This is a genomic window from Rummeliibacillus suwonensis (genome assembly GCF_007896435.1).
GTDB classification, from domain to species: domain Bacteria; phylum Bacillota; class Bacilli; order Bacillales_A; family Planococcaceae; genus Rummeliibacillus; species Rummeliibacillus suwonensis.
Genome location: NZ_VCBL01000001.1, coordinates 1,921,236 through 1,944,644, shown reverse-complemented (window position 1 = coordinate 1,944,644; position 23,409 = coordinate 1,921,236). Strand labels below are relative to the sequence as shown.

Here is a 23,409-nt window from a genome sequence, read left to right as displayed (position 1 = left end):
CCCATTCTCATAGATTAAATTGGATAATCACCATGCTCGAACAGAAATTATACTATTAAACATTCTAGAAAATAGATTATTTTGAGCAGATTCCTCACTACTATTTAAGGAGTGAAGAAGCAATTTGGAAGAAATAGAGGAGAAAATTTTAGAACTCAAAAAAGCATTGTATAAATCTTGGTCAATTGATACAAGTTCTAAATGGACAAGACAAAATCCTGCCAAAGGACAGTGTGGAGTAACTGCATTGATTGTTAATGAAATGCTAGAAGGCGATATAGCGAAAACAAAGATTCAAGGAAACTGGCATTTCTATAACATCATCAATGGCAAGAGATATGATTTCACTGAATCACAATTTGAAACGCCCATTGAATATAATAATACATTATCAAATCGAAGCGAAGTGTATATGAATACAAATGAAAAGCAATATACAATATTAAAGCAAAAAGTTTTAAAAAATGTTACATATCATTTTTAGTTTTAGCCATCGCAACGGGTAAGTAGGACTTACAGTTTCAAGCTGCAAGCAAAAAGCAGAATGTGTGGGATCAACTACGTGTAAAACCTGATTGTTTCAGCTAACGCAGAATGGAGATAAAGAAATCTCATTCTGTGTGAAGTTTCACTTTATTTGATACCATGTTGCCTCTAAAATTTTTAAAAAATATCAGAATAGAAGGGATTTTGATGAATATGCCAATTTGTCAGCATTGTGGACATAAGTGGAGTTGGAGAGAAACATTTTTTCAAATGATTTCTTTTAAGCGTAAATTAAAATGCTCGAACTGTCATTCTTATCAATACATTTCTGTAAAGTCAAGAAATCTAATAAGTTTGTTTGGTATACTGATCACTTCAATTTATGTACCCTTAGTTTCTTTTAACTTTCCTTTATGGTCTATCCTTACTGTTGGATTATTGACTTATGTTTTGTTACTTTTATGCGTGCCATATATTATAAAACTAAGTAACAAAGAGGAAGCCTTGTGGTAATATCCTTTTAGTGAAAAATTCTTAATATAACTATTTTGCATCAGTCATAAACTTTGCAAGCAATCATTCACTTTCCCTTCTACGGTAAAAATCCGCTAAGCTTTCCATGGTAGGTTACGAACTTATATTGCTCTATATTTTCTACTGGATTTTTGTTCCTTTTTTCTGATAGAAATTGCCGTGGATTTTTACCTGTACATACAAAGACCATTCCTCCCTCGCATTTTTATTTTTGAAATCTACTTTATCTTTGAACAAGTATTGTTCAGTGAAATTATTTTATGTTCACATATTTCTTCTATTCTTTTCTTAATCAAAACATTTGTTATACATACTTTCTTAAATGTCTCTGCTTTTAATAAGTAGAGGTTGGATATTTTTAATGCAACCAAATCTTTTAACATATAGTCTATATGAAAAGGAAAATAGAAAGCAATACTTCCTTTTCAATAACAAAAAGAGTAAAATGCATATGTTATGAAAGAGATAGAAAAGAAGGTTTTAAAAACGTGTCTACATTCTTGCAATTAAATACAATCTTTATCAGTATCATTATAGAGGCGCTACCTTTTGTACTGATAGGCGTTTTTATATCAGGATTTATTCAGATGTTTGTAACGGAGCAGATGATTGCTAAAGTTGTACCTAAAAATAGAGTACTAGGTGTTTTGTATGGAACAGTCATCGGTGCTTTGTTCCCTGCATGTGAATGCGGGATCATTCCGATTGTTCATCGATTACTGAAAAAGGGTGTTCCCTTACATGTAGCTATTCCGTTTATGTTAACGGGACCAATTATTAATCCGATTGTTTTATTTTCTACATTTATTGCATTCGGAAATAGCTGGCAGATGGTATGGTATCGTGGTGGATTAGCTCTCTTAATCGCTTTTGTGATAGGTTTAATTTTATCTTTCCAATACAAAGATACTCAACTTTTAGATGAGGATGAGCATGACCATCATCATGAGCATGCGCAAACACTTTGGCAAAAATTTATGGGTACATTAAATCATGCGGTGGAGGAATTCTTTTCTGTTGGTAAATATTTGATCATCGGTGCATTTATTGCTGCGTCTATGCAAATTTTTGTTAAAACGTCTGTATTGATGGAACTGGGTCAAACGAAAGCAACCTCATCACTCGTTATGATGGCATTAGCCTTTATATTATCTCTTTGTTCAGAGGCGGATGCATTTATTGCTGCATCCTTCAGGGGCACATTTTCAACATCTGCGTTAGTAGCGTTCTTATTGATCGGTCCAATGGTCGATATCAAGAATTTGTTAATGATGCTTCAAACATTCAAGAAAAAATTCATTGCAGTGCTGATTTTGTATATCATCATTTTCGTATTTATCAGCTCTATGCTAGTTTAGGAGGGGGATAACGATGATCCGAGCCTTGATCTTAATGGGATTCACGTATTTCTTTTATTACCTCTATGCTTCAGGCGATAATGCGAAATACATTAATATGAAATATCAATATATCAATATTTTAGGCATTATATTGTTTGCTGTCTTGACAATTGTGCAAATCGTGAATATGGCTAAGGGAAATACTGAAATTGAATGTGATTGCGGTCATGATCATGAGCATGAAAACGACAAACCTTGGTATAGAAGAATTCTGTTTTATGCCATTTTTGTCTTTCCTTTAGTAACAGGATTATGCTTGCCAATTGCAACACTTGATTCAACAGTTGTCAAATCAAAGGGATTTTCATTCCAATCTTTGAACACTCTTCAAAAAGGGGATCAATTTATCAAGCCTCAATATTTAAAACCTGATACAAGTGTTTTCTTTGGAAAAGACGGCTATTTAGATTTAATGCAACAGGAATTAGATGAGTTTTCTAAAATGGACCCCGTTGCCTTGAATGATGATAACTTTTTAATGGGAATGGAAACTTTATATAATTTTTCTGGCAAATTTATGGGGAAAACAGTTTCCTATAAAGGTTTCATCTATCATGGCGAGAAAAACGAATTGGGTAAGAATCAGGTATTTGTGTTGCGTTTTGGTGTGATCCACTGTGTTGCAGATGCCGGCGTTTATGGCATGCTTGTGCAATTACCTAAGGGTCAATCATTTAAAAATGATCAGTGGGTAAATGTAGAAGGGAAGCTTTCTACCATTTACTATCAACCATTCAAATCCAATATTCCATATTTAAAAGTGACGAAGATAGAGAATACTGAAAAACCTGATGAACCTTATACGTTTAGAGGTTATGATAATCCTAATGTTAAAGCTAAAAAATAATAATGGAATTTCTAAAACGGTTGTTCTACTGAGTAACCGTTTTATTTTATATCATGGTTATGTTTTAACGATATGCTGAGTTTTTTGATCACCAGAAAGAGAGCTGAACTTTTGAATTTTTAAGCCGATTTAGAATCGCCTAGCTACATCTAATTATAAGAACATATATTCCTGTATGTAAGTACAATGATTCAGAAAATTTAGTGTATATACAATGTAAACGATCACATACAGCAAAATAGTATGAATGTCAAATGTCTGACACAATTAGGAAGGAAAATAGAACAAAAGGCTAGCTATGTGATGTCTGACGTTGTAATATAAAGGTACATAAGAAATGAGAAACAACAAGATTTTATATAAATAATGATTAAGGGAGAGTGTGAACATGGACAGTCGAATAGAATTTTACGTAAGCAAGATTGAAGCAGAAATTCTTAGGAACCTTGCTGAACACGATAATGCAGACCTTTATCAAATTGCACATGACCTGATTCAGTATGAAACTGCCGAAAGAATAGAATCTATTTGTCAAGCATACGAAGTTGTCAAACATGAATTGGCTGGTTAATTTATAAAGTTTGTCCATTAGTCTCTTTGAAAATCAAAAAAGTAACAATCAAAACGCACGGATACTGAGTGACTGGTATTCGTGCGTTTTGCTATTCCTAAGTTTTGATAGCTATTTTCTTTCATCAGGTGGGGAGCAATTTCTATGATTTGACCTTCAGCCATAAAAATAATTTACTGCAAATTTCTTTAGCAAATTCCATCTCATGAGTTACAACAATCATTGTCATCCCGATGTTAGCCAATTCTCGAATAGCGTCTAAGACTTCTTGAACCATTTTGGGGTCTAACGCTGAAGTTGGTTCATCAAAAAGCTAACATGTGGCTCCATTGCAAGCGCTCTTGCAATGACCACCCGTTGTTGCTGTCCACCTGATAAGCGGAAGGGATATACATTAAATTTGTCTTCCAGTCCCAGTGACGTAAGTAGTTCTTTCTCTTTCACAATTGCCTTTTCCTTTTTAATACCTTTTACTTGAATAGGCGCAATTGTAACATTCTCCAGGCGGTTAAAAATGGATATAGGTTAAAACTTTGAAAGCAAACCTGATATGTGTTTGAAGTTTATTCATATCAGTTCTTTTTTGATGAATCGAAATACCCTCAATAATAATGTCACCTTGGTCGATCTCTTCCAATGCATTTATGATACGAATCAGTGTAGATTTCCCTTCACCGCTAGAAACCTATTACGTTCGATTTATTAATAGTTAGATTAATATTTTTGTAAAACTCTACTTTTTCCAAGCTTTTCGAAACATTTTTAATAGTTATCATAATAGATTCTTCCCCTCTAGAATTCATTTTTTAATAGCCTTTTCTCAAATTGTCGAATGATCAATGATAATGTAAACGTTACAGCAAAATAGACGACTGCTACAAATGACCATATTTCAATATAACGATACGATATGGCTGCTAAGTTAGTCGCTTTTAATGTTAAATCAACTGCTGAGATCGTGGATACAAGGGAAGAATCTTTTATTAACAGAATAAATTGTGATGCCATAGGGGGAAGTGTTTTTCGAAAAGCTTGTGGAAGTATAATAAATTTCATAGCCTGAAAATGCGTCATACCTGACGACCTCGCAGCTTCCATTTGTCCTTTAGGAATAGATTGAATACCGCCTCTAACGATTTCAGCTATAAATGCGCCCGAGAAAATAGCTAAAGAGACGATAGACCCCCAAAAAGAACCTAATTTTAAAAACTGGCCCAATACGAAATATATCCAAATAAGAATAACAATTAGTGGTATACCTCGCATAATCTCTACGTAGGCAGAGGCAACAAAGTTGACGAAGCGATTTTTAGAAATGCGGCCTATACCAACGATGATGCCGATTGGGATTGCCAAAAGTAAAGAAAGTGCTGAAATTCGAAGAGTTAACAGCAAACCCCCCCAAAATATGCCTAGATTATTTGTGATAATACTCCAGTCTGGTTGATAAATCATAAAGTTGTACCCCCTTTTTGGAAAAATAGAAAAAGGAAGAAAGTAAGAATGGTATTTATACTTTCTTCCGTGCTTGTGTTATTCGGCTTCCACTTTATTATTAATATTGTCGTACCATTCATCATTTTCAAACCAATAATTTCTAGATTTTAATTCCTCTGGACCGTCAATATAGCTATATAAGAATGAATTCAGCCATTGAATCGTTTTTAAATCATCATGTTTTACAGCAATCCCTAAATTCTCAGCTGAAATTTGATTGTCAATGACTCTAGATTTACCATTTTGTTTATTCCAAATACGAACGGAAGATTCATCATAAATGACCCCATCGATTTGGCCAGAGATCATAGCTAGTGCAGCAGCGGCCATTTCTTTATAATCTTTAATTTCGGCATTCTTAAATGTATTTTTGGTAATAAGTTGTCCAGTTGTCCCTACGACTGTAGCAATCTTCTTTCCTTTTTTGTCTAAGTCGGTCCATACTTTAGTCGTTGTATCTGTATTCGGCACGAGTGCTACCTGTTTTGTTTTAAAGTATGGATTGGCAAAACTGACAGATAAAGCGCGTGGACCGGTTATTGTCATCCCAGAAATAATCATATCGATTTCTCCAACTTGAAGAGCAGCGATTAAACCATCAAAAGAGTATTCTTTAAATTCAACTTTTGCATCAAGCGCTTTTCCAATTGCTTTTGCCGTATCGATATCGTAACCAACATATTTTCCTTTCAAATCAGTCATCTCAAAAGGTGCATAACCAGGAGCCGTACCGATCACGATTTTTTTACTTTTCTTAATCTTTTCAATTGTAGATGTGCCGTTATCAGAATCGACACTTCCAGTTTCTTCGCATGCAGATAGGACGACAGATAGAATGACTAGAAAAGCTAAAAGTATTTTTTTCATATAAAAACCCCCTTGTGCTACTTATTTAATAGAATGTATATCATCTGTCTCCTTTGAAAATAAGATGAATACAATCTTCTAAACCATAAATTATAATAATTTTATATTCCTATATATTCGGAATTGTATGAATATAAAACAATAAGTATTGATATTAATACGAGATTGATATCATCTGATTTCTGTCAGATTTTCTGAATTAAATATATTAATATAATTTTTGAAAAATAAATAAAATAAAAGGATATTTATTTTAAAATTTTCTGATAAAATCTAAGTATTGAAAGAAAGAGGTGATAAGATGCATCAGTATTGGCTGTTTGTGACAATGTGCATTCTTCTTATTCTTCTGCCTGGTCCTGATACTGCTATCGCAACCAAAAATACGCTGACATTGGGGAAAAAGGGTGGACTAAAGACCGTATTCGGAACATGTTGTGCATTGCTCATACACACGTTTGCTGCGGTTGTTGGATTATCAGCAATTATTACAAAATCCGCATTTGTATTTTCTATTTTTAAATATGTTGGTGGCGCCTATTTAATTTATTTGGGAGTCAAATCATTTATTTCCATTCGAAATCAAAAGATAGAGAATGCATTGCTTCAAGAAAAGGAAAGAAAGTCTAATGATCGTCCGTGTTTCAAGCAAGGATTTTTAACCAATTTACTAAATCCAAAAGTAGCTGTTTTCTTTTTAACTTTTCTTCCTCAATTTGTTGATGCTCATGATCATTCATTTTTACCGTTTGTATGGATGGGCTTAACGTATATTGCATTAACAGCTATTTGGTTCGTTCTTTATATTCTTCTTTTGAACGCTATTCGAAGCTTTATGATGAAGAGACGGACTCAAATGGCGATTGAGGGCGTTACAGGCTCTGTATTAGTAGGATTTGGTATTAAATTAGCTTTAGAAAGGCATTGATATATTATTTTAATATATTAATACAAATGAGGGAAAGAAGATGTTTTAATGGTTTTACATTTACAAGATGTTTCGTTAAGAAGAGAGGAAAAATGGATATTACAACATATAGATTGGGAGATTGAAAAGGGGGAACATTGGGTATTATATGGATTAAATGGTGCAGGAAAAACAGCATTGTTAAATATGCTTTGCGCTTATTATTTTCCAACAAGCGGTCAAGTTGAGGTTGTTGGAAAAACTTTTGGAAAATCGATTCTAGGCGATCAATTACGACGTAAAATAGGTATTGTTTCAGCAGGATTTCAAGCAAAGCTGAACCCTTTAGATAGCGCATTTGAAATTGTTTTAAGTGGAGCCTATGCATCCATCGGTTTATACGAAAAGCCAACTTCTGAAATAAGAGAAAAAGCGATTCATTTATTACGTCAATTGGGTGCCATTGAATATGCAGATCGAGAGTATGAAACATTGTCACAAGGTGAAAAACAGCGTATTTTACTTGGACGTGCATTAATGGGAGATCCAGAGTTGTTAATCTTGGATGAGCCAGCCACAGGTTTTGATTTTATTGCAAGGGAGGCTCTTCTTAAAACGATTGCGAAGATTGCGAAAATGGAGGGTGGTCCAACTATTATTTATGTAACCCACCATGTAGAAGAAATTTTGCCCGAATTCAAACATGCATTGTTATTAAAAAAAGGGGAAGTGTTTGCGAAAGGTCAAACAAAAGAGATGCTCACAAGTAAAAATTTGAGTGCATTTTTTGAAACCCCTGTTGAATGCATATGGCGGAATGAGAGACCGCTTTTAGTTTTGAAATCATAAAATTTTCTAAAAATTCTGTTGACAGTTGCTCACATTGTGCGTTACAATCCTATCAATCAGATAAAACAAAGCCAAGATTGGAAATAGTAAAAAGTTTTATAAGCGCAAAGAGAGCCGGTGGGTGGTGCGAACCGGTCGTTATATACTTTTGAACTCGTCCATGAGCTACTCCGTGAACCTATAAGTAACGGAGTTCGGATTCCTACCGTTATAAGGATAGATAGTGTTTGCTATCGAATGAGTGGAGCAATTTTTAGATTGCTCAATTAGAGTGGTACCGCGAATGATCTCGTCTCTATAGGTTTTCTATAGAGGCGAGATTTTTTACTTTATCCCGCTTTAACGGGCAGTAAGACCCCGATCTCAAGATATAGAGAGAAACGATAAAGATAGATGGGGGATGAACTGCCCGTAAAAGTCCGATTGGTTTAACTAACCATCAGTGGGGGATGAAGCCCCCACTGATGGGAGATTCACTTTATGGCCCTGTTTAATTTCTATTGTTGTTTTCATCGTATAGTAATGAAAGAAAATGGCAACAATTCTACAGAAAAATTGTTTAAACGAATTTCACAGTCATATGTGAAATTAGAAGTATTGTAAGCATAGATAGAAAGAGAAATCCTTTAGAACAGCAACAACAATTTTACAGCGCCGTTTTTCTTGATTCGGCAGGTTTATACACTGCTGAATCAAGATAAAGTCTCCAGCGGATGTCACGGATTTTGAAGAGGATTTTTTTGAGCAAGCCCGAAAAAAATCTGGACGCTGGTTAGTTGGAGGCGTAATTGATTAAAAAGAGGAGTGTTGAATATGACAAGAAAAATTTGGGTTTTTGATACGACTTTACGTGATGGTGAACAAGTGCCGGGTGCGAAATTGAATATTTATGAAAAATTAGAAGTGGCAAAGCAACTAAAAAAATTACAAGTTGACATTATCGAGGCAGGTTTCCCAGCCTCATCTACAGGCGATTTCAATGCTGTTAAGGAAGTAGCAACAAAAGTTGGTAATACAGATGATATCATGATTACAGCACTTGCGCGCGCCGTTAAAGCTGACATCGATGCGGTATATAATAGTGTGAAGTATGCAGAGAATCCTATGATTCATATGGTATTAGGCACGTCAGATATCCATGTAGAAAAGAAATTTGGTAAATCAAAAAATCAAATATTAGACATTGGTATTGAAGCTGTCAAATATGCCAAAACATTATTACCACAAGTTCAATATTCTACAGAAGATGCATCACGTTCTGACTTTGAATATTTATGGAAAACGATCGAAGCCGTCATTAAGGCAGGTGCAACGATGATCAATGTACCTGACACAGTAGGTTATGCTGTTCCAGAAGAATTTGGCGAAATGATTTATAAACTAAACGATCGTATTAAAAACCTCAATGATCAAGTATTGCTAAGTGTCCATTGTCATAATGATCTTGGTATGGCAACTGCCAACACATTAGCAGCCATCAAAAACGGTGCGGATAAGGTAGAATGTACGATTAATGGTATTGGCGAACGTGCTGGTAATGCTTCCCTTGAAGAAGTGGTGATGGCATTACGTACACGTAGCAATTATTTCGGTGATGTTGCTACTAAAATAAACACCAAAGAAATTATTGCAACATCCAAACTTGTCAGTAGCTTAATGGGATTAGATGTACAAGTAAATAAAGCCATCACAGGTGAAAATGCATTTGCTCACTCTTCAGGAATCCATCAAGATGGACTACTAAAATCACGTGATGCCTATGAAATCATTCATCCTGAAGACATTGGTCTAGATGATATGGAACTTGTATTAACAGCACGTTCTGGCCGCCATGCAGTGAAAAACGCATTAGAAAAACTATCAATTGGTACCATTACAGATGAACAATTTGAAGAAATCTTTGCAGACTTTTTAACGCTTGCAGATGCCAAAAAAGAAGTTTACAACCATGATTTATATATCCTTGTAGAGAAATATTTCGTTCGTCATCATATGGCTGAAAAAATTGAACGCCATAGTGGTGATTTCTATGAACTAGTTGATTTACAAGTAATTAGTAATACAACATTCCCTTCTGCAAGTATTAAAGTAAAAAAAGGCGAGGAAGTATTCAGTGCAAGTACTGTAGGAACCGGTCCTATTGATGCTCTTTACTCAGCCATGAAAGAAATCATTGACATGGATATTAAACTTTTGGAATATAAAATTTCAAGTGTGTCAAGAGGGAAGGAAGCGCTTGGTAAAGTAAAACTGCAAGTAGAATATAATGGGGAAAAATATATCGCAAAAGCAACTGACACAGATGTGATCAAAGCAAGTGCCCTTGCGTATTTGAATGCTGTTAACAGTATTATTGTTGAAACCCTTCTTCCGGTATAATCAATTCAACATTTTACCTCGAGGCGATTCATGAAGAAATGCTAGAGCTAGAGGAGAAATGTTCACAAGCGAATTGATATGAAGAATAATCGATCCAGTTTAAAGTTCCCGAAAGACGAAAGCCAATTCCCATAAAATATGCTGTCAAAGACTTAGACAATATTAAGAGTATATTGCAAAAAGCTTTGAACAGTAATTGAATTGATTGTATGATAAAAAGACCAGAGCATTTCAATCTGGTCTTTTTCATCTTGAAAAATGAACAAACGTTTTCTTTATATAACAAACTCTATTTTATAAAAGAAATAATATGAAAAGGGAGTACTCAAAATCTATAGAAAAAGGTGACGAGTAGAAGTATGCTTGTTGTTGTCAATAGTCTACAAAAACCGAAAATAACAGAAAAACATAAAATATTAAGTAAGTGAAATTATAATAAAGACAAAGATTATTCTATATATGTTTTTAGATAGCTATTATGATAGATATTGCCAAAAATTATTTCTATTTTTATCAATAAAAAAACATTTTTCTACAAAAACATATTGAATCTTTGAAATCCTCAGAATATAATTGTTTTTATATTACAAATAATGGGGTGAAGATTTGTGGAGGAAATGATAACAAAAATTAATGGGTGGCTATGGAGTCCTGTGCTGATATACGGGATTTTAGTAGTCGGTTTGATTTTCACATTTAGTACAAAATTTATGCAGGTGCGATTTTTTAAAGACATGTTCGTACAATTGACAAAGGGAGAAAAATCATCTTCAGGTGTATCTTCTTTTGAAGCATTGTCAATGGCTTTAGCAGGTCGTATAGGGGTAGGGAATATCGCTGGTACCGCAACCGCAATAGCTTATGGTGGTCCAGGTTCAATCTTCTGGATGTGGGTGTTAGGATTTATTGGTACTGCAACTTCTTATGTTGAATCAACACTTGCTCAAATTTATAAAGATGAGAAAAACGGTATCTACCGTGGTGGTCCAGCTTATTATCTTTATAAATTTACGCAAAAGAAATGGATCGGTACGATTTTTGCCATTGTAGCAGTAATTGCGATGGCTGCATTAATGCCTTCTGTTCAATCAAATTCAATTGCTGGTGCGATGAATAATGCTTTCCATCTACCTGCATGGATAACAGGCGTATTTTTAGTCGTTTTAATTGGGGTCATTATTTTTGGAGGGGTTAGACGTATTGCGGCAGTCGCTTCAATTGTTGTTCCTTTCATGGCAGGCGCGTATATTCTCATGGCTATTTTAATCATTATTCTAAATTTTGATAAGATTCCTAACGTATTTGGTTTAATTTTCTCAAGTGCGTTCGGTCAGGATAAAATGTTTGGTGGAATTTTAGGTGCAGCGATTGCTTGGGGGGTAAAACGTGGTATCTATGCCAATGAAGCTGGACAAGGTACAGGCCCACACCATGCAGCAGCAGCTGAAGTATCACATCCAGTTAAACAAGGATTCGTCCAAGCTTTCTCAATTTACTTTGATACATTCCTAGTATGTACAGCAACAGCATTTATCATCTTGTTCACTGGGGCATATAACGTTCAAAATGAAAGCACAGGAAAATATTTAGTGCAAAATATTCCAGGTGTACAACCAGGTGAAGCTTATACACAAGCGGCAATTGAGCAAGCCTTTCCTCTTGCAGGCTTCGGCTCAGGTTTTATCGCTATTGCATTATTATTCTTTGCCTTTACAACGATTATGGCATATTACTATATTGCAGAAACAAACTTAGCATTTATGCTAGATGGGGCAAAGCTAAAAGTTTCAATCCGAATCATGCAAGTGGTGTTCTTAATATTGTTATACTTTGGATCAGTGAAAACTGCCACAACAGCATGGGCGCTTGGAGATACTGGTCTTGGATTGATGGTGTATGTCAACGTTATTAGTTTATTGTTCCTATTAAAACCAGCTTTAGTTGCTTTGAAAGACTATGAGGCACAGAAAAAACAAGGCATAGACCCTGTCTTTGATCCTCGTAAATTAGGAATCAAAAATGCGGATTATTGGGAAAAACGTATTGATGAAGAAAAGTAGATGAATGGCATGTATATATTTAAAATTGAAAAGTTTTTTAAAAGGTAATTTATGTAGTTGGAGCTGTGATCAAATTCTAGTATTATACTGGAGTATACAATTGATTTTAGACTACTTATTGCTAATTGAAAAAGGCGCAACGATTCAGATTACTGAACGGTGCGCTTTTTTCACTTCTATCAATCTCTTTAAAAAGATATGTCGTTAGATTTTAAATTTCTGAAGATCTTCTTTCAAGGATTCAGAACGATTATCTAATTCTTGTACAATATGATCGATTTCTTGCATAGATATAGTTTGCTTGTGAATGGATGTAGAAACAGTTTCGATTTGTTCTGAAGCACTGCCAGCTTGGTTGGCGATCTCTGTAACCGAAGCGGCAACTTCTTCAGCACTTGCTGAAATTTGTTCAGAAGCAGCGGAGATTTCTTCTATTTGCGAAGTCATAGAACGAACAGATTCAGTGATTGAGCCAAAGGATACATTGGCTTGATTGATCACTGTTACACCTTCTTTTACGGTGTCCAACCCGTGATTTACGCCATCCTCGACATTTTGGGTATCTCGTTGAATCGTAGCGATTAAGTTCGCGATTTGCACGGCTGATGCTTTGGATTCTTCAGCAAGTTTTCGTACTTCCTCTGCTACGACTGCAAAGCCTTTACCATGTTCACCAGCACGTGCTGCTTCAATTGCCGCATTCAATGCTAATAAATTTGTTTGTTCGGTGATTTCTGTAATCACTTGTGTAATTTTTTCAATTTCTTTTGTTTGATCTCCTAATTGTCTTGTTAAATCGGTCACTTGGACTGTAGCATCGAAAATTTCTTGCATTTGTTCTTTCGCTTGTGCTAATTTTTGTTGACCTTCATCCGAGTGGTTTAATGTAGTCATTGCATTATTGTGCAAGTTCTGAGTAGACTCTGCAATTTTTTGAACGCCAACAGCCGTTTCATCCATCGCAACTGCGCTTTCTTTAGCAGCATGTGAGGAAAGTTGCGTGTTTTGAGCAGTCATTTCTACTAAATTGGATACATTTTCAGTGGTTGTTAAAATTTCTGTTGTACTTGCAGATAACCCAGAAGCTGTCGTACTCAATTGTAGTGAATTCTCTTTTGTTTTATAGAGTAGTCCATGTAGGTGATCCTTCATTTTGTTGAAAGCATTTGCTAAATCTGCCATTTCATCTTTTGTTTTTAATTTGATTAGCTTTCCTGTTAAATCACCATCTGCCACACGTGCCATAGCAGTCAATAATTGCTGTACGGGTGTCGTTATTTTCTTCACAACAATGAGGCTTACTAGACAAGCAATCACTAGATCAATGATTAAGCTCCAGATAACACTACTAAAAGCTTTTGAAGCACTATCTTTTGTTGCCTTTTTAATATCAGCTAATTGTGTTTTTTGGTACTTTAACATAGCCTCTGCATTTGTTAAAATTTTATCATTAGTAGGTTGCACTTTATCGTTCATTAACTGTACAGCCTTATGGGTATCCTTATTTTGATAAGCTTCAACTGCTGCTTGTGCGTACTGATCAAAATTTTCCTTTTCGTTAATGGAATCTTGGACAAGTTTTTTCATAGTCGTGGATTCAACCATTTTATCTAATTTTGCTAACGATTGATCTAATGATTGTTGTTGTTTTTTCATATCATCGAGTGCCATTTCCTGATTTTGCAAGATATACCCACGTAAGTAAGAGTCTTGTAGAGCCATTGCATATTGTGTATCTTTTACCATTTCTAATTGGGCAACACGGCTATCGATAAGCTCGTCGATGGCCTTTGCAGAATTTTTGGTGTTAAACATATTAATAACAGAAGTTCCGACGATCATTAAAACAAACACACTATACGATAAAAGTAACTTTTTACCCAGTTTCAACGAAAACCCCTCTTTCAAAAATAATATATATTTTTTGGTGAATGAAACTTTACACCTATCTATGATAGCTTATTTTCTATTTTAATAAAACAAAAACTTACGCAAAAGGTGATAATTTTGTCATTAGTGGTTTAAAAATCCTATATATTTAACTAGAAAATGCATATCAAACAAATGTAAGGAGGCCTATTATGGAAATAAGAGAATTAAAATATTTTGTCGCGGTTGCTAAAAGTAAAAGCTTTTCAAAGGCAGCAGATGCTTTACATATCACTCAGCCTACACTCAGTAAAGTTGTCAAATCTTTAGAAAAGCAATTGGATATTACATTATTTCATCGTTCTGCGCGGAAAAGTGAATTAACGGACGCTGGGGAAGTGGTCTATGAACAGGCGATCAAAATATTAAACTTGGTTGATGAATTAGATATTGTATTAGAAGATGTTACTCATTTAAAAAAAGGTAAAATTAAAATAGGTATGCCCCCATTGATAGGTATTCTATTTTTTCCGAAAATGATCAAAGGATTTCAAGAAAAATATCCGGGGATCACGATTGAGATTGATGAGCGAGGGGCAAATGTCATTAAAGATTTGGTAGGAGCGGGGGAGTTGGACGTTGGTTTTGTCATGCTACCGGCTGATATGGAAGAATTTCATGTCATTCCTTATACTTCGCAACAGTTGATGCTGATCGTCAATCATTCCAATCCACTAGCGAACCAAGAAACCGTAATGATGAAAGATTTAAAAAATGAACCGATGTTGCTCTTTAGTCAAGATTTTACATTGCATGATCGAATATTGCAGGAATGTGAACAAGCCGGTTTTATACCACATATTGCTTATGAAAGTTCCCAATGGGATTTTATTAGTCAGATGGTAGAGCATAACTTAGGAATTGCTATGTTTCCAAAAGCAATTGCTGAAAAAGTTAATCCTAATGCCGTAAAAGCAATTCCAATTGTGAAACCAGCGATACCATGGGAAATTGTTATGATTATTAAAAAGGATCGATATTTATCGCATGCAACGAAAAGATTTATTCGATATATCGCACCAAACTATTCCATTTAGGAATACAAAATATAAAAAATATGTATTTTACGAATGTCAAACAATAGAGTAAAGTAATTGTATTGAAATGTCATATACGATATTTCAATCTCGCATGAACAGGTAGTATCTTTTCCACATCACTCAAAAGTGGGAAGAATAAGAGTGGAGCAACTGCTAGTAAAAGCCTGATTGGTTCAACTAATCCACGGTGTAGATTAAAGAGAAGCAACACTGTGAGAAATCACCGTCTGGATTTTTGATGACGGTTTTTTCTATTCAATAAAAAGGGTGTGATACAAATGAGGATACAAATAGCAAAAATAATTGTTCAAATTATTTTCTTATATGGAATTTTACTCTTGGGTGACGGCATTGCCAAAGTAAGTCATTTACCGATTCCAGGTAGTATTATTGGACTCGTGCTATTATTTTTGGCCTTACAATTTCATATTGTGAAGCTCGAATGGGTGAATCTAGGCGCAGGATTATTGACGAGTGAATTATTATTATTTTTCGTACCTTCTGCAGTAGGCGTTGTGCAATATGATCAAATCGTTGGAATTATTGGTATTAAGCTTGTAACAGTTATTGTATTGAGCACAATTGTTGTGATGGCTTGTACGGGATTGGTTGCGGATTTTGTTCAAAAGAAAGGAGCGAAGAAAGTATGAGTTTCATCGGTTTTGTTAGCTTTATAGGTACGATTATTATTTTTCTATTAAGTAAAAAAGTTTATCGAAAGATGAATTGGATCATTTTATCGCCATTATTAATTTGTCCACTGATCATCATTGCATTATTATTGATCACTCATACTTCATATGAAGACTATAATTCAGGTGCCACTTGGTTATCCAAACTTTTAGGACCAGCAACAGTAGCATTTGCAGTACCAATATATAAAAACTATGCTTTGTTAAAAGAACATGCAAAGGCAATTGGAGCGAGTCTTATTACTGGTTGTGCAGTTGCCATTATTTCTTCGTTTTTGTTTGCACTATGGATTGGTTTATCCAATGAGCTAATTAATAGTTTAGTACCGCGCTCCATTACAACACCAATTGCAATGGATATATCAGAAATCATCGGTGGAGAACCTACAATGACAGCTGTGTTCGTTATTGTGACTGGTTTAACAGGAAGTATTATTGGTCCACTCATCATAAGATATATTCGAATTCGCACATCAGCAGCAAAGGGATTATTGCTTGGTATGGGTGCGCATGGATGTGGTACATCAAAAGCCTTTGAAATAGGGGAATTAGAAGGAACTTATTCAAGCCTTGCGATGATTGTTGCAGCGTTGATTAGTATTGTATTATCCGATACATTTTTCCCGTTGCTCCAGCACTATTTAATTGGTTAGCTGTTTTTATGAAATCATAAAAAATGAGATTGCTCCTAAAAGGAATCCTGCTAAATAGCTTCACATACCCAAAAACATGAATGTCGCCAGATGAACATTCAAACTTTTTAGCTTTGAGGATTCTATCGTAAAAGAAACTTACGGAACAATCTCATTTTTCTATTGATAGATTAAAAGTTTTTGACCATTTTCGACGGCATTAGAATTCAATCGATTCCATTGTTTAATCGATGTAATGGCCACGCCATACTTATGAGATAGGGAGTTAAGCGTTTCACCACTTTTAACGACAACATGTTTTTGTTCTTTTTTAGGTTGATCGTATTCCGTTAAATGATATTGCTTAATCAATGCATTTAATTTTTGGTGATAGTTTGTATCAGTAGCATATGTGCCTGTTAAATATCTTGTCGCTTCTTTATAAGACTTTGTTTTACTTTTAAATGTTTTTTGGTAATATTTTGTGTTCCAAGAAACACCGTTTTGAAGCAATTCAGCATAATCTTCTAAGGAAGCTTTATAATTAGGGTATTTTCGGAATTTTGCAGTGATTTGATGCATTTGACCACTACCATTATCCTCTGATGTTTGGAAAGCTACCGATTGACTTCTATAGGAACCTTTAATGCCGAATAGGTTATTATTAGGTGGAGAGCCAAGTTCGCTCGTTCCATTATCGCTTTCTAAGATGGCTTGAGCAATCATCACAGAAGCATACAAATCGTGTTTATCTGCAATTTCGCGCGCATTTTCACCAATGGAGCCGATAAAGCTTTCCACACTTTGATCTTCTATGTATTTTTCAGATGGCTCTGAAACCGTTTCAGATAATTGCTGAATGATGATAAAAACAGAAGTTGCAAATAAGATAGTTGTAAATAGAGTAAGTAACAAAGCTTTTTTCATCGATCGACGGTTTATATTTTGAAAACCTTCCTCCCTTCTCCAATATTCATATAAATAGTTTACCATGTTTTTAGGACGGGTGTTAATGTTAAAAAGTTTCTTTTGAAAAGAGATAGGTAAGAAAGAACCCCCTATCTATCAATTGCTAGATTAGAGGAGGGTTTGTCCATTATTTTTTAAATGTCAAAGTTATTTTTTGGCTATTTGCTATTTTTTGTTCTTTCTTGTCAAAGACATCACTGGTTTGAAGGACGAATTTTACAGGGTTGCTATTATGCTTAAGGATATAACCAATATTGCCTCTCTTTGTTTGATGAGGTTCGATTTTCCCAGTTAGATGATCAAGGTAAATATCTTGATCCCATGTCCATTTTTGCCCGGTATCTGCAGTAAGTATGGCAACAGGAGAGAAGTGAAGCGTCTTACTGCTATTATTGGTCACTTCAACAAAAGCTTTGACGATATCAAATGTTTCATCATGCGTTAATGTATGAAAATAATCGATCATACTATAAGTGGGCTCAAGATAAATTTGTTTGACATCTCGGATGGTCAAAGTGATTTCTCCAATATCATAGCTCTTTTGTGTAAAATTGCTATTTTTAAGTTTTGCATAGCCTCGGTCATCTGTTATTTTGTCGCCCACTTTTAATAATGTACGATCATCTGTTACTTGAGGATTGGCTTGATAGTTTTTGAAATAATCCTTGTGGTTTGTCGCTTCATTTTGTGAATTATTTGAAGTAGCTGATTGAAATGTACAACCTGAGACGAATCCTAGAATACAAGCACTAAAAAATAAAGAGCAAAGTGATTTTTTCAATATTGTTCCTCCTCGTATAGCAAAAAATCTGGACGCCGATAGAAGACGCCCAGAATAGATGGTTGTTAATGAACATTATCAGCAAGGCAAATTGCCTCATTAACAACCAATTTGGCGAATGAATTAAGATTGATCCTTCATTTTTGTTTTGTTCTTTTTGTTTTTTTCAATTAGATTGAAGATGATTTTAGCCTGATCTGTATTATCAATTTGTCCTGCAAATTGAGAGGATTCAGGTCCAAAAGCATAGACGTTTACATCTTCACCTGTATGGCCGCCTGTAGTCCAACCAGTATTAGAACGTTTATCATATATTTTTTCAATGGCGTTATCGATATCTGTAACTTTACCAGAAGTAACATCTTTAACGGATTTGATTTCTTCATTTGTTAAAGTTAACCCGCTGTATTTTTTCAATGTTTCTTCTACATCTGCACCGGCAACAATTTGTTGTGCCATATAATCAGGTGTTTTTTTAGCCGCTTTAATGGCTTCTGGAAACCAGTTATAATCATCATTTGCAGCTAATGAAAAACCGCCTGTTGAATGGTCAGCTGTCGCTACTACTAAAGTATTTTTATCCTTTTTGGCAAATGCAATTGCAGCTTCAAATGCTTTTTCAAAGTCTGCCATTTCACTCATGGCACTAACAATATCATTATCATGTCCAGCCCAGTCAATTTGGCTACCTTCTACCATTAAGAAAAAACCATCCTTATCCTTGCTTAGTTGTTTGAGTGCAGTGTTTGTCATATAGGCAAGGGATGGTGTTTGAGAACCACGGTCAATCATCTTGTCCATTCCGCCACCAGCAAACAGACCGAGTAATTGGGAACTATTATTATTTTTTAGTTGGGATTTTGTCGTTACATAGTTATATCCTGCTTTTTTGAATTCTTTTGTCAGGTCACGATCTTGACGAACAAAGTTAGATTTGCCGCCACCGAGTAACACATCAATTTTATGTTTTCCATTTACGAGTTCATCAAAATAATCATCCGCAATACCATTCATATTCTTACGTGTTTCATCATGAGAGCCAAAAGCTGCGGGTGTTGCATGCGTGATTTCTGAAGTTGCCACTAATCCTGTGGCTTTGCCCATTTCTTTTGCAGACTCAAGGACTGTTTTCACGTTTTTCTTATTATTGTCAACTGCAATCGCATTGTTGTATGTTTTGACACCAGCTGACATAGCAGTAGCTGCGGAAGCAGAATCTGTAACGTTTTCGGCTGGATCTTCAGGATAAGTCATTTGCTGTCCGACTAAATAACGATCAAATGATGTTTGGTCGACGTACTGTGTGCTTGAACTGTTTTTCAGATAGCGGTATGCAGATGTGTAAGAATTCCCCATACCATCACCGATTAAGAAAATGACGTTTTTCACTTGTTTTTTCTTCGATGAAGTTTTAGCATCAACCTCTGATGAAAAAATAGTTAGGCTACTCAATGCAAGTGTAGAAACTGCAGCAATCGAAATAAGTTTCTTTGGCAAGAATGCTTTCAATGGTATTTCCCCCTTTAATTGGTATTAATTACAATAATATTGTAGTGAAAAACTATTAAGCTGATATTGATAGAGTGATAAAGGTATGTAAAGGTCTTAAAGAAAAGAATAAAGAGCATTACGATGGAATAAAGTGTGGCAAAACTAATAATCATCAGGATATTTCCCGAGAAATTTAATAGGTGGAATCAACTTGAATGAGGGGTAGTACATGGATTTTATGGATGTTCTCCTACATAAACTAATTTCATAACTCAAAGTTTTGATCTCAAAAGTAGATGTTGATTAGGGGAAAATTAAATTACTAGTGGAAAAGCGTATTTTCAGGCGTGTTGATTAGGAAAAAACTAGGGTAAATATTTGGCTGTATTTTAGCTCCATTTATATAGATCTTCGCTGCGGCTTGCTCGACTCCTCGAAAATGCATGCGCATTTCCTTCGTGCGGTGTCGATTCGACGAAGTAAATTCAATGTCCCGCGGGAAGAGCGAGCAGATGAGACCCTGCACGAGCGTAGCGATTGAAAGGAACGGAATCTAAGAACGCCACGTCCTGTGGCAACGATTCCGTGACCAACATCCTGTTGCCCCCAGCGTTCGCCCGCAGGAAAGCGAGCAAGCCGTAGCGGAAATCAGCAAATGCCCCATTTTTTTAAGGATATAATTGGATAATCAACACGCCTGGCGTATTTTCACTCTATTTTTCTAATCAGCTTATCTGTTAAATTATAAAAAAAGAAGAGACAGTGAAAAATAAATTCACAGCCTCTTCTCTTCTTTTCTTTTCATATTTGATTGACACAAATGACAGATGTCTTAACTATTCGAATGTATGCTTGAAATGGATTTGTATAAATTTTCTAGTAATTCAGGTGTGACATCTACTGGATTATTTTGCATGTTGGGAGCAAAACTGTTAGCAACTAATAGTTTTAAATCCTCTTCTGTTTTTACACCAGCCTCTTCAATTGTTAGACACATTTGCATGTCTTTTTTCATTTCATCGATACGATTGGCTAAATCGATGGAATCTTCAAATCCAAGACGGCGACTAAACGCTTCAAGTCTTTTGCTTTCCTTGCCGATGCTATTCAGTTTCCAAAAAGTAGGCAAGGTTAGAGCACAAGCCTCTCCATGAGGAACTCCAAAGTTTTGGGTCAATGGGTAAGAACAAGCATGGGCAGCAGCTGTTTGTGTGAGATTAAATGCCATGCCAGCTGTTACTGAAGCTAGACTCATATTGATACGTGCTTCAAGATTGTTAGGAGCGTGATAAGCTACTAACAGATTTTCAAACACTAGTTTAGCAGCATACTCTGCAGCTAAGTCTGTATAAGGCTGATGTTTCTTCCCATAAAAAGCTTCTAAGGAGTGTGCTAATACATCTAAACCACTAGATGCAGTTACTTGTTGAGGACAGCTAAGCGTTAACATTGGATCCACTAATGCATATATCGGGTATAAAAACTCACTTGCAAGAGGAGATTTTATCCCACGCTTGGTATCTGTCAAAACCGATACGTTTGTAATTTCGCTTGCTGTACCAGAGGTCGTAGGAACAGCGATCAATGGTAATCCTTTATGTGTAATTGGCTGTTGCTTTGTAAAATAGACTTCTGTTGTATAAGAAGTTGTTGCAACGAAGCATGCCACTTTTGCACAATCTAAAATGCTGCCTCCACCAAGTGCAATTGCAAAATCACATTTGTGTTCAACAAGCGCCTCGACACAATCATCGGTGTTTTGAACTGTTGGATTGGGTTGTATATTGGAAAAAATAGCTTTAATTTTACCATTTGAAGCGTCCATTATTTTTTGTGCAACACCATTTCGTACCATCGATGGGGCACTAATGAGTAATCCTTTTTGAAATTTATATTTTTCCAAAATAGTAGGTAAATCCTTTATCTTATCTGCACCAAAGTCAATCGGTACAGGCTGTTCATAATAGAAATTATACATCGAATTCCTCCTTATTTAGCTGAAACAATTTTTGTTTCACCAATTTCTAAAACTTCCTTTTCAAAATCTTTCAATACAGTTTCGAAAATGTTTATTGCTTCATTTAATTCATCTTTTGTTATGATAAGTGGCGGAGCAATAATGACACTCGATTCATGAGAATAAGTATAAAATCCTTTATCCAGCAACATGGCAATAAATTTATTCATCAATCGAACAGGGTCTTGCCCATAATCTAGACCATATTGGATAAGTGGCTCGCGAGTTGTTTTATCTTTTACTAATTCAACTGCGGCAAATAAACCAATATGACGCACTTCGCCGACTATAGAGTAGTTCCTTAATTCATCGAGTCGCGCGGCTAAAATCTCGCCAATTACCCTTGCATTTTCAATGATATTTTCTTCCTCATAAATTTTCAATGTTTCTAATCCAATTTGGGTGCACATGGTGTGACCGCTATAAGTTAAACCAGTCATTAAAACATGATCGTCAAAGTATGCAGCTATTTGATCACTGACGATAACGCCTCCCAGTGGTGCGTAGCCTGAAGTGATTCCCTTTGCAAATGTTATCAGATCCGGTTCAAAATCATAATGGTCAACAGCGAACATTTTTCCGGTTCGTCCAAAACCAGACATGACTTCATCGCAAACCATTAAAATCCCGAATTCATCACATAATGCACGAACGCCCTCTAAATAGCCTTTTGGTGGAATGATGACGCCATTACTTCCAGGAATCGGTTCGATGAAAACGGCTGCGATTGTGTTTGGACCTTCGTATAAAATTTGTTGGTGTAGCCGTTTTAGATAAAAGTCTGTAGCCTGTTCTTCACTCGCAAAATCGATGGCTTCTCGATATAAATAAGGAATATCGAACTTTACAAATCCAGGAATACCTGGTTCAACACTTAGGCGACGATTTTCTCCGGTTAAATTACCAGCTCCAAATGTTGCTCCATGATACGAACGATAACGAGAGAATATTTTATAGCGTCCTGTTACCATCCTTGCTATTTTGATCGCGTGTTCATTTGATTCTGCACCGCCACAAGTGAAAAATACTTTTTGCATATTACTTGGTGCAAGCTCAATGATCTTTTTGGCTAATGCAGACTTAGAAGCACTTGCAAAGCCAGGTGAGGATAATGGAATATCACCGATATGTTGAAAAGCTTCGAGCAGTTTTGGATGTTGATGACCAACGTTTGTATAGACTAGCTGGGAGCTCATATCAAAATACCTGTGATTTTGTTCATCCCAGAAGAAAACACCTTCTGCTTTTGTTATTACTTTCGGAACAGTTCCTTGCTGCTTTGCCCAAGATGTCAAAACATATTGTTGATGGTCTTTTTGAATATGATGAGATGCCGTTTTTTCCATTGTAATCACTCCTATATAAATATATGTTATTTTAGCTAACATATAAAGCATACTAAGATCAAAATTTTAAAACAATGAATATTCAGACAAAATATTTTGTGCATTTGCACAAAGT

General features: G+C 35.4%; 22 protein-coding genes and 1 other annotated feature. Of the genes, 12 read left to right on the top strand and 10 right to left on the bottom strand.

What is annotated here, in order from left to right:
- Positions 1-124 precede the first annotated feature (124 nt).
- The 5 genes from FEU33_RS08925 (at position 125) to FEU33_RS08905 (ending at position 3,838) form a co-directional block, all read left to right on the top strand.
- Positions 125-484 (top strand): YunG family protein, encoded by a 360-nt coding sequence (locus FEU33_RS08925; RefSeq protein WP_146549032.1) that lies wholly within the window; start codon positions 125-127, stop codon positions 482-484.
- 161 nt (positions 485-645) lie between these two features.
- Complete coding sequence (locus tag FEU33_RS19400) at positions 646-999, top strand: TIGR04104 family putative zinc finger protein (protein ID WP_146549031.1); 354 nt, start codon at positions 646-648, stop codon at positions 997-999.
- Positions 1,000-1,508: 509 nt separating this feature from the next.
- Positions 1,509-2,378 (top strand): permease, encoded by an 870-nt coding sequence (locus FEU33_RS08915; protein ID WP_244951004.1) that lies wholly within the window; start codon positions 1,509-1,511, stop codon positions 2,376-2,378.
- 13 nt (positions 2,379-2,391) lie between these two features.
- Positions 2,392-3,267: a TIGR03943 family putative permease subunit gene (locus FEU33_RS08910; RefSeq protein WP_146549029.1), complete on the top strand. Its 876-nt coding sequence runs from the start codon at positions 2,392-2,394 to the stop codon at positions 3,265-3,267.
- 388 nt (positions 3,268-3,655) lie between these two features.
- Positions 3,656-3,838, top strand: a complete 183-nt coding sequence (locus tag FEU33_RS08905) for a hypothetical protein (RefSeq protein WP_146549028.1) — start codon at positions 3,656-3,658, stop codon at positions 3,836-3,838.
- Between the two features lie 285 nt (positions 3,839-4,123).
- Here the strand turns inward: FEU33_RS08905 and FEU33_RS19280 are convergent, their stop codons facing one another.
- From FEU33_RS19280 to FEU33_RS08890, 4 genes are all read right to left on the bottom strand, one after another.
- Positions 4,124-4,282, bottom strand: coding sequence for an ATP-binding cassette domain-containing protein (locus FEU33_RS19280; protein WP_280524841.1), 159 nt, complete (start codon positions 4,280-4,282; stop codon positions 4,124-4,126).
- A gap of 64 nt (positions 4,283-4,346) precedes the next feature.
- Positions 4,347-4,475 (bottom strand): hypothetical protein, encoded by a 129-nt coding sequence (locus tag FEU33_RS19275; RefSeq protein WP_243881170.1) that lies wholly within the window; start codon positions 4,473-4,475, stop codon positions 4,347-4,349.
- A 155-nt stretch (positions 4,476-4,630) separates the two neighbouring features.
- Entirely contained in the window at positions 4,631-5,293 is a 663-nt protein-coding gene (locus FEU33_RS08895) for an amino acid ABC transporter permease (protein WP_146549027.1), read from the bottom strand.
- A 78-nt stretch (positions 5,294-5,371) separates the two neighbouring features.
- The gene (locus FEU33_RS08890; RefSeq protein WP_146549026.1) at positions 5,372-6,202 is read right to left on the bottom strand and encodes a transporter substrate-binding domain-containing protein; all 831 of its coding nucleotides are present in this window, start codon (positions 6,200-6,202) and stop codon (positions 5,372-5,374) included.
- Positions 6,203-6,503: 301 nt separating this feature from the next.
- On the opposite strand from FEU33_RS08890, the gene FEU33_RS08885 reads away from it, so the two are divergent.
- The 4 genes from FEU33_RS08885 to FEU33_RS08870 all read left to right on the top strand — a co-directional run bounded on the left by FEU33_RS08885 (position 6,504) and on the right by FEU33_RS08870 (position 12,397).
- The gene (locus FEU33_RS08885) at positions 6,504-7,130 is read left to right on the top strand and encodes a LysE family translocator (protein WP_146549025.1); all 627 of its coding nucleotides are present in this window, start codon (positions 6,504-6,506) and stop codon (positions 7,128-7,130) included.
- 48 nt (positions 7,131-7,178) lie between these two features.
- Positions 7,179-7,958 carry an ABC transporter ATP-binding protein gene (locus FEU33_RS08880; protein ID WP_146549024.1) on the top strand — a complete coding sequence of 260 codons (780 nt, stop codon included), beginning with the start codon at positions 7,179-7,181 and terminating at the stop codon, positions 7,956-7,958.
- Between the two features lie 64 nt (positions 7,959-8,022).
- Positions 8,023-8,258: a binding site (T-box leader), on the top strand.
- 513 nt (positions 8,259-8,771) lie between these two features.
- Complete coding sequence (locus tag FEU33_RS08875) at positions 8,772-10,337, top strand: 2-isopropylmalate synthase (protein WP_146549023.1); 1,566 nt, start codon at positions 8,772-8,774, stop codon at positions 10,335-10,337.
- 608 nt (positions 10,338-10,945) lie between these two features.
- Positions 10,946-12,397, top strand: a complete 1,452-nt coding sequence (locus FEU33_RS08870; RefSeq protein ID WP_146549022.1) for an alanine/glycine:cation symporter family protein — start codon at positions 10,946-10,948, stop codon at positions 12,395-12,397.
- Between the two features lie 204 nt (positions 12,398-12,601).
- Here FEU33_RS08870 and FEU33_RS08865 read toward each other — a convergent pair whose 3' ends face one another.
- Positions 12,602-14,287: a methyl-accepting chemotaxis protein gene (locus FEU33_RS08865; protein ID WP_146549021.1), complete on the bottom strand. Its 1,686-nt coding sequence runs from the start codon at positions 14,285-14,287 to the stop codon at positions 12,602-12,604.
- A 191-nt stretch (positions 14,288-14,478) separates the two neighbouring features.
- Here FEU33_RS08865 and FEU33_RS08860 point away from each other — a divergent pair, with 191 nt between their 5' ends.
- The 3 genes from FEU33_RS08860 to FEU33_RS08850 all read left to right on the top strand — a co-directional run bounded on the left by FEU33_RS08860 (position 14,479) and on the right by FEU33_RS08850 (position 16,711).
- On the top strand, positions 14,479-15,363 hold the full coding sequence (locus FEU33_RS08860; protein ID WP_146549020.1) for a LysR family transcriptional regulator: 885 nt from the start codon (positions 14,479-14,481) through the stop codon (positions 15,361-15,363).
- 281 nt (positions 15,364-15,644) lie between these two features.
- Positions 15,645-16,016, top strand: a complete 372-nt coding sequence (locus FEU33_RS08855) for a CidA/LrgA family protein (protein ID WP_186725795.1) — start codon at positions 15,645-15,647, stop codon at positions 16,014-16,016.
- Positions 16,013-16,711, top strand: a complete 699-nt coding sequence (locus FEU33_RS08850; protein ID WP_146549019.1) for an LrgB family protein — start codon at positions 16,013-16,015, stop codon at positions 16,709-16,711. The genes FEU33_RS08855 and FEU33_RS08850 overlap by 4 nt, the downstream gene beginning before the upstream one ends.
- Before the next feature lie 159 nt (positions 16,712-16,870).
- Here FEU33_RS08850 and FEU33_RS08845 read toward each other — a convergent pair whose 3' ends face one another.
- The 5 genes from FEU33_RS08845 to FEU33_RS08825 form a co-directional block, all read right to left on the bottom strand.
- Positions 16,871-17,617, bottom strand: a complete 747-nt coding sequence (locus FEU33_RS08845; protein ID WP_222433416.1) for a glucosaminidase domain-containing protein — start codon at positions 17,615-17,617, stop codon at positions 16,871-16,873.
- 169 nt (positions 17,618-17,786) lie between these two features.
- The gene (locus tag FEU33_RS08840) at positions 17,787-18,440 is read right to left on the bottom strand and encodes a DUF4352 domain-containing protein (protein ID WP_244951003.1); all 654 of its coding nucleotides are present in this window, start codon (positions 18,438-18,440) and stop codon (positions 17,787-17,789) included.
- A 123-nt stretch (positions 18,441-18,563) separates the two neighbouring features.
- Entirely contained in the window at positions 18,564-19,949 is a 1,386-nt protein-coding gene (locus tag FEU33_RS08835; RefSeq protein WP_146549017.1) for an alkaline phosphatase, read from the bottom strand.
- 814 nt (positions 19,950-20,763) lie between these two features.
- Entirely contained in the window at positions 20,764-21,909 is a 1,146-nt protein-coding gene (locus FEU33_RS08830) for an iron-containing alcohol dehydrogenase family protein (RefSeq protein ID WP_146549016.1), read from the bottom strand.
- Positions 21,910-21,920: 11 nt separating this feature from the next.
- Positions 21,921-23,294, bottom strand: a complete 1,374-nt coding sequence (locus FEU33_RS08825) for an aminotransferase class III-fold pyridoxal phosphate-dependent enzyme (protein WP_146549015.1) — start codon at positions 23,292-23,294, stop codon at positions 21,921-21,923.
- Positions 23,295-23,409: the final 115 nt, after the last annotated feature.

Excerpts from the sequence above, each read along its gene's own strand:
- FEU33_RS08830 (WP_146549016.1), bottom strand. The coding sequence starts at position 21,909 with ATGTATAATTTCTATTATGAACAGCCTGTACCGATTGACTTTGGTGCA.
- FEU33_RS08850 (WP_146549019.1), top strand. The coding sequence starts at position 16,013 with ATGAGTTTCATCGGTTTTGTTAGCTTTATAGGTACGATTATTATTTTT.
- FEU33_RS08890 (WP_146549026.1), bottom strand. The coding sequence starts at position 6,202 with ATGAAAAAAATACTTTTAGCTTTTCTAGTCATTCTATCTGTCGTCCTA.
- FEU33_RS08880 (WP_146549024.1), top strand. The coding sequence starts at position 7,179 with ATGGTTTTACATTTACAAGATGTTTCGTTAAGAAGAGAGGAAAAATGG.
- FEU33_RS08910 (WP_146549029.1), top strand. The coding sequence starts at position 2,392 with ATGATCCGAGCCTTGATCTTAATGGGATTCACGTATTTCTTTTATTAC.
- FEU33_RS08895 (WP_146549027.1), bottom strand. The coding sequence starts at position 5,293 with ATGATTTATCAACCAGACTGGAGTATTATCACAAATAATCTAGGCATA.
- FEU33_RS08875 (WP_146549023.1), top strand. The coding sequence starts at position 8,772 with ATGACAAGAAAAATTTGGGTTTTTGATACGACTTTACGTGATGGTGAA.
- FEU33_RS08905 (WP_146549028.1), top strand. The coding sequence starts at position 3,656 with ATGGACAGTCGAATAGAATTTTACGTAAGCAAGATTGAAGCAGAAATT.
- FEU33_RS08885 (WP_146549025.1), top strand. The coding sequence starts at position 6,504 with ATGCATCAGTATTGGCTGTTTGTGACAATGTGCATTCTTCTTATTCTT.
- FEU33_RS08845 (WP_222433416.1), bottom strand. The coding sequence starts at position 17,617 with ATGAAAAAAGCTTTGTTACTTACTCTATTTACAACTATCTTATTTGCA.
- FEU33_RS08855 (WP_186725795.1), top strand. The coding sequence starts at position 15,645 with ATGAGGATACAAATAGCAAAAATAATTGTTCAAATTATTTTCTTATAT.
- FEU33_RS08860 (WP_146549020.1), top strand. The coding sequence starts at position 14,479 with ATGGAAATAAGAGAATTAAAATATTTTGTCGCGGTTGCTAAAAGTAAA.
- FEU33_RS08825 (WP_146549015.1), bottom strand. The coding sequence starts at position 23,294 with ATGGAAAAAACGGCATCTCATCATATTCAAAAAGACCATCAACAATAT.
- FEU33_RS19400 (WP_146549031.1), top strand. The coding sequence starts at position 646 with ATGTTGCCTCTAAAATTTTTAAAAAATATCAGAATAGAAGGGATTTTG.